This is a genomic window from Variovorax sp. P1_H12_2, from assembly GCF_056405335.1.
The window spans coordinates 1-11,830 of record NZ_JBFUCI010000179.1 but is presented as its reverse complement, the minus strand read 5'-3'; the positions used below and the strand labels follow the sequence as shown (position 1 = coordinate 11,830).

Annotated in this window: 13 protein-coding genes; 3 read left to right on the top strand and 10 right to left on the bottom strand. The window is 69.5% G+C overall.

Going from position 1 to position 11,830, the window contains the following annotated elements; all coding sequences use genetic code 11:
• The 9 genes from AC1D2K_RS18435 to AC1D2K_RS18395 form a co-directional block, all read right to left on the bottom strand.
• Positions 1–366 (bottom strand): heavy-metal-associated domain-containing protein (locus tag AC1D2K_RS18435; protein ID WP_478090280.1); only part of this gene is annotated, 366 nt, incomplete at its 3' end.
• A 77-nt stretch (positions 367–443) separates the two neighbouring features.
• Positions 444–758 (bottom strand): hypothetical protein, encoded by a 315-nt coding sequence (locus tag AC1D2K_RS18430; protein ID WP_478090279.1) that lies wholly within the window; start codon positions 756–758, stop codon positions 444–446.
• Positions 759–970: 212 nt separating this feature from the next.
• Positions 971–1,621, bottom strand: coding sequence for an urease accessory protein UreG (ureG, locus tag AC1D2K_RS18425; RefSeq protein ID WP_478090278.1), 651 nt, complete (start codon positions 1,619–1,621; stop codon positions 971–973).
• Between the two features lie 37 nt (positions 1,622–1,658).
• Positions 1,659–2,348, bottom strand: a complete 690-nt coding sequence (locus tag AC1D2K_RS18420; RefSeq protein ID WP_478090277.1) for an urease accessory protein UreF — start codon at positions 2,346–2,348, stop codon at positions 1,659–1,661.
• Positions 2,345–2,953 (bottom strand): urease accessory protein UreE, encoded by a 609-nt coding sequence (gene ureE / locus AC1D2K_RS18415; RefSeq protein WP_478090276.1) that lies wholly within the window; start codon positions 2,951–2,953, stop codon positions 2,345–2,347. Before ureE ends, AC1D2K_RS18420 begins: the two co-directional genes overlap by 4 nt.
• Positions 2,954–3,008: 55 nt before the next feature.
• On the bottom strand, positions 3,009–4,727 hold the full coding sequence (gene ureC / locus AC1D2K_RS18410; protein ID WP_478090275.1) for an urease subunit alpha: 1,719 nt from the start codon (positions 4,725–4,727) through the stop codon (positions 3,009–3,011).
• A gap of 86 nt (positions 4,728–4,813) precedes the next feature.
• The gene (locus AC1D2K_RS18405) at positions 4,814–5,119 is read right to left on the bottom strand and encodes an urease subunit beta (protein ID WP_478090274.1); all 306 of its coding nucleotides are present in this window, start codon (positions 5,117–5,119) and stop codon (positions 4,814–4,816) included.
• Between the two features lie 10 nt (positions 5,120–5,129).
• Positions 5,130–5,711 (bottom strand): HupE/UreJ family protein, encoded by a 582-nt coding sequence (locus AC1D2K_RS18400; RefSeq protein WP_478090273.1) that lies wholly within the window; start codon positions 5,709–5,711, stop codon positions 5,130–5,132.
• Between the two features lie 34 nt (positions 5,712–5,745).
• On the bottom strand, positions 5,746–6,048 hold the full coding sequence (locus tag AC1D2K_RS18395; protein WP_286369833.1) for an urease subunit gamma: 303 nt from the start codon (positions 6,046–6,048) through the stop codon (positions 5,746–5,748).
• An 81-nt stretch (positions 6,049–6,129) separates the two neighbouring features.
• Between AC1D2K_RS18395 and AC1D2K_RS18390 the strand changes: the two genes are divergently transcribed.
• Genes AC1D2K_RS18390 through AC1D2K_RS18380 form a run of 3 tightly spaced genes read left to right on the top strand, consistent with a single transcriptional unit; the run spans position 6,130 to position 11,500 of the window.
• Positions 6,130–9,792, top strand: coding sequence for a hybrid sensor histidine kinase/response regulator (locus AC1D2K_RS18390; protein ID WP_478090281.1), 3,663 nt, complete (start codon positions 6,130–6,132; stop codon positions 9,790–9,792).
• Entirely contained in the window at positions 9,789–10,805 is a 1,017-nt protein-coding gene (locus AC1D2K_RS18385; protein WP_478090272.1) for a response regulator, read from the top strand. The genes AC1D2K_RS18390 and AC1D2K_RS18385 overlap by 4 nt, the downstream gene beginning before the upstream one ends.
• A 29-nt stretch (positions 10,806–10,834) precedes the next feature.
• Positions 10,835–11,500 carry a hypothetical protein gene (locus AC1D2K_RS18380; protein WP_478090271.1) on the top strand — a complete coding sequence of 222 codons (666 nt, stop codon included), beginning with the start codon at positions 10,835–10,837 and terminating at the stop codon, positions 11,498–11,500.
• Between the two features lie 4 nt (positions 11,501–11,504).
• On the opposite strand, the gene AC1D2K_RS18375 is transcribed toward AC1D2K_RS18380, so the two are convergent.
• A partial coding sequence (locus tag AC1D2K_RS18375; RefSeq protein WP_478090270.1) for an alpha/beta hydrolase occupies positions 11,505–11,830 on the bottom strand: 326 nt, incomplete at its 5' end.

Here is an 11,830-nt window from a genome sequence, read left to right as displayed (position 1 = left end):
GTCGTCGCGCCGCGCGTCGGCTGCGGTGGGCGACGCGCCGGCGCCGACCCGCTCCGGCGCGAAACCGGCCTTGCGGATGGCCGCCAGCGCCTTCGGCAGCGCGTCGTCCGCGCCGTCGATCCTCAGGGTGCGCTGGCCGAGCTGGAAGTGCAGTCCGCGGATGCCCGCGATCGGCTCGACGGCGCGGCGGATCTCCGACTCCTCGGCGCTGCAGTCCATGGTCGGGATGCGGTAGGTGTTGGGCGCGCCCGGCCCGGGCGGCAAGGGTGCCGCGACCGCATGGTCGGCCGAACAGCAGGTCGCAGGGAGGGGAGAGGCCGGCGCGTGGCTGCCGGCGATGGAGGTTTCAGGTGTTCTTCTTGCCATGAAGCCATTGGGAACCCTGAAGTAACTTCAAGGTCAAGCCGCGTCCGAGGGCGCAGCTTCGAGCGGGTCGATGCGCCTCAGGCCGCGCCCGCTGTGGCTCTGCGTCCCGGCCCGCCCGCCGCGCTGCCCGCCCGCTGGAAGTCGTCGCTGTTCAGGCAGATCTCCGCCGCCGGATTCTCGCGATACCGGGCCGTGGCCATCGCGTCGATGGCGTCCGCATTGCGCGCATAGGCCAGCACCAGGTCGGCGTCGCGGTCCTCGGGCGCCTGGAAGCGCGCTTGCAGCGCCTCTTCGTCGATGCGGGCAATGATGCGGGCCCCGTCGTGGCCGTCGGGATAGATGGCGAACTGCACGCTGCCGGTCGCTGGATGAAAGATCGCTTCTGAAGCCATGATGGCGCTGTGGACTCGTGACTCGTGACTTGTTGCGGCAGTATCGCGCCCTGGGTGAGATTGCGATACACGCCCTATGGCCTAGGTCCTGTTCACCCTGTTTCCGGGAATCGCGTTGCCGTGCGAAGGGGCTGGATGCAGGCCCTGGATCCGCAGCAAGATGCGGACCAATTCACGGCGGCCGTCACAGATTGAGATGTTTGTTGTGCGCTTCAGGCCTCGCCAAGCATCCCGCGCTCTTCGATGAAGGCCACCACCTCGGCGAGGCCGGTGCGTGTCTTGAGATTGGTCATCACGAAGGGCCGCTGCTTGCGCATGCGCTTGGTGTCCGCCTCCATCACGCCGAGATCGGCGCCGACGTAGGGTGCGAGGTCGGTCTTGTTGATCACGAACAGGTCGCTCTTGGTGATGCCGGGGCCGCCCTTGCGCGGGATCTTCTCGCCGGCCGCGACGTCGATCACGTAGATCGTCAGGTCGGAGAGTTCCGGGCTGAAGGTGGCCGCCAGATTGTCGCCGCCCGATTCCACGAACACCACGTCGGCATCGGGAAACTGGACCAGCATGCGGTCGATCGCCTCGAGGTTGATCGAGGCGTCCTCGCGGATCGCGGTGTGCGGGCAGCCGCCGGTCTCCACGCCCATGATGCGCTCGGCCGGCAGCGCGCCGGCGACCGTTAGCAGGCGCTGGTCTTCCTTGGTGTAGATGTCGTTGGTGATCGCGATCAGGTCGTACTTGTCGCGCATCGCCTTGCACAGCATTTCGAGCAGGGTGGTCTTGCCGGAACCGACCGGGCCGCCGATGCCGACGCGCAGCGGCGGCAGCTTCTTGGTGCGGTGGGGGATGTGGTGGAGGGCGGAGGACATGGGTTATGCCTCGCGAGCAACGTGGGGGTTCATGGTCTTAGCTTCTGAAGAGGCGCGAGTACTGGGTTTCGTGACGGGCCGACAGCACGGCGAGCATCGGCGAGAAGGCCTGCCGCCCGTCATCCGAGAGTGTGATCGCATGAGCGACCGCCGTGGGGATTTCCGCCGCCAGGCGGCCGAGGATGCGTTGCCCCGCGCTCTGGCCGAGGGGTACCGCCTTGACCGCGGCGCCGACCATATTCTCGGCCCAGCCGAAGGCGAACGCCAGGCATGCATCGCGCGCGGGCGCTTCGGTGCGGCTGGCGGCAAAGGCGAAGGCGATCGGATAGCTGGCAGGCAGTGTCTCGAAGATGCTCGCGATGTCGGCGTGGTGCAGCTTCAGCCACTCGACGAAGGAGCGGCCCATCTGCTCGGTCTGCAGCAGGAACTCGGCCGATTCGCGGGTCTGGAACACCCAGTCGTTGAGTGCGCGGATACGGTCCGCATCCGCCAGCCGCCAGGCCGGCACCGCCTGCGCCACCACGGCGAGATCGGCGCGGGCCAGTGCCAGGTGCAGCTGGTCGGCCAGCCAGTCCGAGACGGCGGGCTCGGTCGTGATGCCCGCACCCTCGATCGCCGCTTCGAGCCCTTCGGAGTAGGAGAAGCCGCCGACCGGCAGGGCCGGCGAGGCCAGCCAGATCAGCTGCAACAGGCTGCTGGCGGGCAGGCCGGCCGGCGTGTCGTTCATCCGTGCGAGTGGCCGTGGGAACGATCGTGGCCGTGCGCGTGGTCATGGTCATGGTCGTGCTCGCCATGCCCCGCCGAGCCCGAATAGGCGTCGGGGTGCAGCACGGGCCCGACCGGCGCCGCGCCGTGCGCGTGCCCATGGCCGCCGCCGTGCGCTCCGTAGGCGCCGCCCTCGGGCTCGAAGGCTGCCTCAGCTTCGCGCACGATCAGGTGCATCGCGCGCAGCATGCCGGCCAGCACATGGTCGGGCTCGATCTTCAGATGGTCGGGCTTGAGTTCGATCGGCACGTGCCGGTTGCCCAGGTGGTAGGCCGCGCGCATCAGGTCGAAGGGCGTTCCGTGCTCGCTGCAGTGCGTGATCACCAGCACCGGCTGCGGCGCCGCGATGACCTTGACCAGCGAGCCATCCTCGGCCACCAGCACGTCGCCGCCGCGCACCGCGGTGCCGCGCGGCAGGAACACGCCGAGCTGGCGGCCCTGCGAATCGGTGGTGTCGAAGCGGCTTTTCTGGCGCACGTCCCAGTCGAGTTCGACCGTGGCGGCGCGCTTGAGCAGGACGGCCGCGAGGCCGCCGCCCTGGGGCATGAGTTTGTTGGCGGTGAGCATGGAAAGGCAGGGTTGTTCGATGGAATGCGGATTGTCGATCCGCGCGCACATCGAACTAGAACAGAAAATACCGCTGCGTCATCGGCAGCGAAACCGCCGGATCGCACACCAGCAGCTGCCCGTCGGCGCGTACCGCGTAGGTCTGGGCATCGATCTCCATCGTCGGCGTATGGGCGTTGTGCACCATGTGCTGCTTGCGCACGCCGCGCACGTTCTTCACCGCGCTCAAGGTCTTGGCAAGTCCGTAGCGATCGCCGATGCCGGCGGCCAGGCCGGCCCGCGAGACGAAGGTCAATGAACTCCTCGCGAGCGAGCCGCCGTAGGCGCCGAACATCGGCCGGTAGTGCACCGGCTGCGGCGTCGGGATCGATGCGCTGGGGTCGCCCATCGCGGCCATCGCGATGGTGCCGCCCTTGATGATCGTGAACGGCTTGACGCCGAAGAAGGCCGGCTTCCAGACCACCAGGTCGGCCCACTTGCCGACCTCGATGCTGCCGACCTCGTGCGCGATGCCGTGCGCGAGCGCCGGGTTGATCGTGTACTTGGCGACGTAGCGCCTGGCGCGGAAGTTGTCGTTGCGCTCGGCATCCTCGGGCAGCTTGCCGCGCTGGCCCTTCATCTTGTGGGCGGTCTGCCAGCAGCGGATGACGATCTCGCCGACCCGGCCCATGGCCTGGCTGTCGGAGCTGAACATGCTGATCGCGCCGAGGTCGTGCAGGATGTCCTCGGCCGCGATGGTCTCCTTGCGGATGCGGCTCTCGGCGAAGGCCAGGTCCTCGGGGATGCCGGCGTCGAGGTGATGGCAGACCATCAGCATGTCGACATGCTCGTCGAGCGTGTTCACCGTGTAGGGCATGGTCGGGTTGGTCGACGAGGGCAGGAAGTTGGCCTCGCCGACCACGCGCAGGATGTCCGGCGCATGGCCGCCGCCCGCGCCCTCGGTGTGGAAGGCGCAGATCCCGCGGCCCTTGACGGCCGCGATGGTGTTCTCGACGAAGCCCGATTCGTTGAGCGTGTCGCTGTGGATCGCGACCTGCGTGTCGGTGGCATCGGCGACGTCCAGGCAGTTGCTGATCGCGGCCGGCGTGGTGCCCCAGTCCTCGTGCAGCTTGAGGCCGATCACGCCGGCGTCGATCTGCTCGTGCAGCGCGGCCGGCAGGCTGGCGTTGCCCTTGCCCAGGAAGCCGAGGTTCATCGGGAAGGCGTCGGCCGCCTGCAGCATGCGCTCGATGTGCCAGGGGCCGGGCGTCGCGGTGGTCGCGAAGGTGCCGGTCGCCGGCCCGGTGCCGCCGCCGAGCATGGTGGTCACGCCGGAGGCCAGTGCCTCCTCGATCTGCTGCGGGCAGATGAAGTGGATGTGGCTGTCGATGCCGCCCGCGGTGACGATGTTGCCTTCGCAGCTGATGACCTCGGTGCCCGGGCCGATGACGATGTCCACGCCCGATTGCACGTCGGGATTGCCGGCCTTGCCGATGGCGACGATGCGGCCGTCCTTCAGGCCGATGTCGGCCTTCACGATGCCCCAGTGGTCGAGGATCAGCGCATTGGTCATCACCGTGTCGACCGAGCCTTCGGCGCGCGTGCGCTGGCCTTGCGCCATCCCGTCACGGATGGTCTTGCCGCCGCCGAACTTGACCTCTTCGCCGTAGCCGCCGGCATGCAGCGTGTAGTCCTCCTCGACCTCGATCACCAGGTCGGTGTCGGCAAGTCGGACGCGGTCGCCCACGGTGGGGCCGAAGATTTCCGCGTAGGCGCGGCGGCCGATGGTTGCCATTCAGAGGACTCCCGCCGGGCCGCCCCAAGGGAGGCCTGCGCCCCCTCGGGGGGCAGTGAATACACGAAGTGATGAACGTGGGGGCATCAGAGCTTTCCTTGAACGAGACCGCGGAAGCCGTAGATGATGCGGTCGCCCGAAAAATCCACCAGTTCGACCGTGCGCTGCTGTCCGGGCTCGAAGCGCACCGCGGTGCCCGACGCGATGTTCAGCCGCATGCCGCGCGCGGCCTCGCGGTCGAAGCCCAGAGCGCCGTTGGTCTCGGCGAAGTGGTAGTGCGAGCCGACCTGGATCGGCCGGTCGGCGGTGTTCCGGACCACCAGCGTGATGGCTCGCCGGCCGGGATTGAGGACGTGTTCGCCCTCGTCGGTGATGAGTTCGCCGGGGATCATTGAAGCCCCCTCAGGCCAGTGCGCTGCCGAGCAGCGCGACGCCGAACAGCGCCACCGCGGCGCCCGCGATGCGCCCAAGCCAGCGATGACCGTGGCGCAGCGCCCAGCCGGCGGCGATGCCGGCTGTGTGCAGCAGCACGGTGGCGGCGAGCATGCCGGCCAGGGTCAGTGCGGCAGCCGATTCGCCGTGCAGCTCATGGCCGTGCGCGATGCCGTGGAAGACCGCGAAGACCCCGACCAGCGCGGCCGCCGCGAAGCCCGGAAGCCGCTTGCGTGTGGCGACCAGCAGGCCCAGCACCAGCAGCGAGGCCGCGATCATCGGCTCGACCGCCGGCAGCTGCAGGCCCCCCAGGCCGGCCAGCGCGCCTGCGAGCAGCATCAGCGCGAATCCCAGCGGCGCCCACAGCAGGTCGGGCCAGGCGCGGCGCGCGGCGAGCGCGCTCCAGAGGCCGACCGCGACCATCGCGGCCAGGTGGTCGGGACCGGTCAGCGGATGCATGAAGCCGGCGAGAAAGCCGTGATGCAGGCCGGCATCGGCGCTGGCGGCCAGGGGCAGCAATGCGAGGAGGGGAGCGGTGCGGAGGAGGCGCATGGAAACGGTCCTTGTTGTTGTTCGGGGAGGGGTATCAGACGATCGGCTGGTGCACCGTCACGAGCTTGGTGCCGTCGGGAAAGGTGGCCTCGACCTGGATGTCCGGGATCATCTCGGCGATGCCGTCCATCACGTCGGCGCGGGTCAGCACCGCGCGGCCCTCGCTCATCAGGGCGGCCACGCTCTTGCCGTCGCGCGCGCCCTCCATCACGGCGGCGGAGATCAGCGCCACGGCCTCGGGGTAGTTGAGCTTGAGCCCGCGAGCCCGGCGCCGTTCGGCCAGCAGGGCTGCGGTGAAGATCAGCAGCTTGTCTTTTTCGCGCGGTGTGAGTTCCATGGGGGGCGGAGGTGGCGTCTTGAGGCAGGCCATTATTGGGCGGTCTCTGCCAGTTGCAACGTTCGTGCCGTGGCACGGAACCTGCACCGATCTGGTGTGGACACCACCGCCGTTCCCCCCGCTCCGAGCGACGAAGCGCCGCAGCGCATCGTCAAGGTCCGGCGCGACTACAACAGCTGGGTTGCGAGCGAAACGCTGGAAGACTATGCGCTGCGCTACACGCCGCAGCGCTTCCGCCGGATGTCCGAATGGCGGGTGGCCAGCACGGCCTTCGGCGGCGCGGCCTCGTTCCTGATCCTGGAGGCGGTCGGCGCCACGCTGCTGGTGCAGTACGGCTTCGTCAATGCCTTCTGGGCCATCCTGGTCACCGGACTGATCATCTTCCTGGCCGGGCTGCCGATCAGCGTCTATGCGGCGCGCTACGGCGTCGACATGGACCTGCTCACGCGCGGCGCCGGCTTCGGCTACATCGGCTCGACCCTGACCTCGCTGATCTACGCCTCCTTCACCTTCATCTTCTTCGCGCTGGAAGCCGCGGTGATGGCCTATGCGCTCGAACTCGCGCTCGGCATCCCGCCGGTCTGGGGCTACCTGGTCTGCGCGCTGGTGGTGATCCCGCTGGTGACGCACGGCATCTCGGCCATCAGCCGGCTGCAGGTGTGGACCCAGCCGGTCTGGCTGCTGATGCTGGTGGTGCCCTTCGGCTACGTGCTGGCGCGCGATCCTGGTGCGTTCGCGGGCATCGTGCACTACATCGGTGTCCGGTCGAAGGCGGACGGCTTCGATCTGCACCTCTTCGGTGCCGCACTGACCGTCGGCATCGCCTTGATCACGCAGATGGGCGAGCAGGCCGACTACCTGCGCTTCATGCCGGCGCGCACGGCCGCCAACCGCGGCCGCTGGTGGGCCGGCGTGCTGGCGGGCGGACCCGGCTGGGTGGTGCTCGGGGTGCTCAAGATGCTGGGCGGCGCGCTGCTGGCCTACCTGGCGATCGGCCACATGGTGCCGCCGGAGCGCGCCGTCGACCCCAACCAGATGTACCTGGCCGCCTACGAATACGTGTTCCCGAACTACGGCTGGGCGGTGGCGGCGACCGCGGTGTTCGTGGTCATCTCGCAGCTCAAGATCAACGTCACCAATGCCTACGCCGGCTCGCTGGCCTGGAGCAACTTCTTCTCGCGCGTCACGCACAGCCATCCGGGCCGCGTGGTGTGGGTGGTGTTCAACGCGCTGATCGCCTTCATGCTGATGGAGATGAACGTGTTCGAGGCGCTCGGCGACGTGCTGGGCCTCTACGCCAACATCGCGATCGCCTGGATGATGGCGGTGGTGGCCGACCTGGTCGTCAACAAGCCGCTGGGCCTGTCGCCGCCGGGCATCGAGTTCAAGCGCGCCCACCTGTGGGACATCAACCCGGTCGGCGTCGGCGCGATGGCGCTCGCCTCGGTGCTGTCGATCACCGCGCACCTCGGCGTCTTCGGGCCGCTGGCACAGGCCTTCTCGGCACTGATCGCGCTCGGCACCGCCTTCGTCGCGGCGCCGCTGATCGCCTGGGCGACCCGCGGCAAGTACTACATCGCGCGGGTCTCGGACGACGACGGTGATGCGCCCTTCGCGCCGTCTGCGCGCCGCTCGGCGGTCCGCTGGGCGCGGGTCGAGTCGGGCGCCGGCAGCTATCGCCGGACTCTGAGCCCCCACGCTCCGCACTGCGTGTCGTCGCTGCCCCCCGAGGGGGCGCAGTCCGCCTTGGGGCGGCCCGGCGGCGGACCCTCCACCCAGTTCTGCGTGATCTGCGAGCGCGAATACGAAGGCCCGGACATGGCGCACTGCCCCGCCTATCAAGGCGCGATCTGCTCGCTCTGCTGCACGCTGGACGCGCGCTGCGGCGACCTCTGCAAACCGCAGGCGAGCCTGTCGGCGCAGTGGTCGGGCACCTTGCGCTGGCTGCTGCCGCGCCGCGTCTGGCCCTACCTCGACACCGGGCTCGGCCACTTCCTGCTGCTGATGCTGATCGTCGTGCCCTTGCTGGCCGGCGTCTTCGGCGTCCTCTACCAGCAGGAGCTGCGCGCGCTCGGCGACGCGGCATCGGGCGAGGGCGCACTGCTCGGGATGCAGCCGGCGTCCTTGCGCTCCGGTTTCCTCAAGGCCTACATGGCGCTGCTGGTGATCGCCGGCATCGTCGCCTGGTGGCTGGTGCTCGCGCACCAGAGCCGCAAGGTGGCGCAGGAGGAGTCGAATCGCCAGACCCACCTGCTGGTGCGCGAGATCGAGCTGCACCGCAAGACCGACCATGCGCTGCAGGCAGCCAAGCAGAGCGCCGACCAGGCGCGCAGCATCGCAGAGGAAGCCAAGCGCGCGGCCGACCTGGCCAACCAGGCCAAGAGCCGCTACATCAGCGCCATCAGCCACGAGTTGCGCACGCCGCTCAACAGCATCCTGGGCTATGCGCAGCTGATGGGCGAGGACGCCGCGGTGCCGCCGCATCGCCGGCAGGCGGTGGCGGTGATCAAGCGCGGCGGCGAGCACCTGCTGTCGCTGATCGAGGGCACGCTGGACATCGCCCACATCGAGGCCGGAAAGCTCACGCTCAACGCCCGGCCGATGGGGTTCGCGGAGCTGATGAGCGAGCTGGCCGACATGTTCGAGCTGGAGGCCGCCGAGAAGGGGCTGGCCTTCCGCTTCGAGCCCAACGGCGGCCTGCCCGATCTGGTGCGCGCGGACGAGAAGCGGGTGCGGYAGATCCTCATCAACCTGCTGGGCAACGCGATCAAGTTCACCGCCGCCGGCCAGGTCACGCTGCGGCTGCGCTATGCGCGCGAGTTCGCCGCGATCGAGATCGAGGACACCGGGCCGGGGATGTCGGCGGAGGAGCTCGGCCGCATCTTCGAGCCCTTCGCGCGCGGCGCCACGGCCGGACCGGCGGCGCCCGGCGCCGGCCTGGGGCTCACCATCGCCAGGATGCTGATCGACCTCATGGGCGGCGAGATGAGCGTGCAGAGCACGCCCGGCGTCGGCTCGCAGTTCAGCGTGCGGCTGTTCCTGCCGCGCGTGCACGAGGCGCCCGCCGGCAGCGGCCGGCGCGTCCGGGCGCCCGTGGTGCGGCTGCGGCGCGGCTACGAGGGCCGCCGGCAGCGCCTGCTGGTGGTCGACAACGAGGAGGCCGATCGCGAACTGCTGGTGCAGGTGCTGGCGCCGCTGGGCTTCGAGTTGCGCACCGCGGCCAGCGGCCATGACGCGCTCGACCTGATCGCGGCCGGCTGGCGGCCCGATGCGATGTTCGTCGACCTCGCGATGCCGGGCATCGATGGCTGGGAGACGATCCGCCGTTCGCGCGCCCTGGGGCTCGCGCAGGCGGCGGTCGCGATCGTCTCGGCCAACGCCTTCGACAAGCGCCTGGAGAACGACGTCGGCATCACGCCCGATGATTTCTTCGTCAAGCCGGTGCGCCACAGCGAGCTGCTCGACTGGCTCGAGCGCCGCCTCGGCATCCGGTGGACCGAGAGCGCCGCCGTGCCGCCCGCCGCCGTCGAGGCCGCGCTGGTGCTGCCTTCGGCCGCGCGGCTGCGCGCGCTCGAGGAAGCGGTCGGCCTGGGTTATTTTCGGGGCATCATGAACCAGCTCGACGACATCGACGCGGCCCAGCCCGAGTGCGCGGCGTGGACCACCCTCCAGCGCGCGCTGGCGCGGCAGTTCCAGTTCGAGGCCATGAGCCGGGCGTTGAGCGCGGCGGCGGGGGCGTCATGAGCGGTGCCGACCATCCCCCGATGCTGGTCGACACGCTGCGCGGCAGCGGCGGCAACAGCGACCTGGTGCTGATCGTCGACGACGTGCCCGACAACCTCGCGGTGCTGCACGATGCGCTCGACGAATCGGGCTACACGGTGCTGGTCGCGACCAGCGGCGAACAGGCCCTGCAGCGCGCGGCCCAGGCGCGGCCCGACATCATCCTGCTCGACGCGATGATGCCCGGCATCGATGGCTTCGAGGTCGCGCGCCGGCTCAAGGCCGATGCCGCGACCGCGCACATCCCGATCGTCTTCATGACCGGCCTGACCGAGACCGAGCACCTGGTGGCCGCGCTGGAGGCCGGCGGCRTCGACTACGTGACCAAGCCGATCAAGCCCAAGGAGGTGCTGGCGCGCATGAACGTCCACCTGCAAGGGGCGCGGCGCGCGCGGCAGGAAGCGCAGCAGGCCGGCCAGGCGCGCAATGCGCTCGATGCCTTCGGCTACGCCAGCATCACGGTGCGCATGCCCGAGGGCAAGCTGATCTGGCAGACCGCGCTGGCGCGCGAGATGCTGCTGCGCTACTGCGGCACCAGCGCGCCGGTGACGCCGCCCGCGGTGCTCGAGTGGCTTCGGCGGCACTTGCCCGATGCCCAGCAGCGCCAGATCGAGCCGCCGGCGCTGGCGATCGCGTACGGCGCGACCCGCCTGAGCCTGCGACTGCACCAGCAGACCGGACACGACGACGAGGGCGACGACTGGCTGATCATCATGCGCGAGCTGTCGGACACCGCGGTGATCGAGACCATGAGCCTGAGCCTCAAGCTCACGGCGCGCGAGGCCGAGGTTCTCTATTGGGTGGTCAAGGGCAAGACCAACAAGGACATCGGCGAAATCCTCGGCAGCAGCCCCGCGACCGCCAAGAAGCACCTGGAGCGGGTGTACGTGAAGCTCGGGGTCGAGACGCGCACGGCGGCAGCGGGTGTCGCAATGAAACGCATTCGCGAGCTGCAGCCCCAGTTCGAGATCTGAGTCACGGGCGGCTCCTAGAATGCGCGGCCATGGTCCGACGCTTTCCGCTTCCGCTGCTGTGCCTGCTGGCGTCGCCTGTCCACGCCGCCGGCCACTTCGACATCGACGATGCCGGCACGCTGGACCCGGGCCAGTGCCAGTACGAGGTCTGGGGGGGGCGCTTCGGCACGGCGCCGGTCACTGACTACCACTTGGGGCCTGCGTGCCGGGTCGGACCGGTCGAGCTCGGTTTCAACGTCGACCGTGCATCGGTGCCCGGCGACAAGGCCTACGGCGCGGGGCCGCAGCTCAAGTGGACCTTCATGGGAGAGCAGGAGGATTCGCGACTGAGCGCGGCATTGTTCTTCAGCGCGGTGTGGGATGTCACGCACGGCGGTCGTGCCGGCGGCCAGTTCGTGGTGCCCGTGACCTGGCATCCGCTCGAGAGCCTGTATGTCAACCTCAATCTCGGCTACGACTGGACGCCCGGCAGCGGCGAGCGAACCGGGCGCGGCGGACTGCAGGGTGCCTGGGCCGTCAACGACAAGCTGTGGCTGGTCTTCGAGCGCTTTCGCGCCCTCGACACCTGGACCTCGCGCGCCGGTGTGCGCTTCAACCTGACGCCGACCATCAGCATCGACCTGAGCGCCGCGCGCAGCGGTCCGGACGGGGTCCGGGGCTACGCGATCGGGCTCAACCAGGTCTTTCAGCGTTAGCGACCTACAGCACAGCCTGGCGCGTGAACGAGACCTTCGGCTTGCTGTAGGCGCTGGGCACCTGGTCGCGGTAGAACGCGCGGCGATCAAGGCTGGCCAGCGGGTCATGCGACTTGGCAACCGCCTCGGCACGCACGGTGGCGCGGCTGGCGGTGGAGCTGAACGGCTGCGCACCCGCGCTGGCACCGTCGGCGTAGACGTTGCCTTCGCGTGCCGCGGCGACCGCCTGGCCAGCGACTTCGGAGCGGCTCGTGGACGAGGTCAGGGCATGCACGCCCTCATAGGTTTCCGCGTTGGCGCCGGCGGCAGCCAGCAGGGACAGTGCAGCGG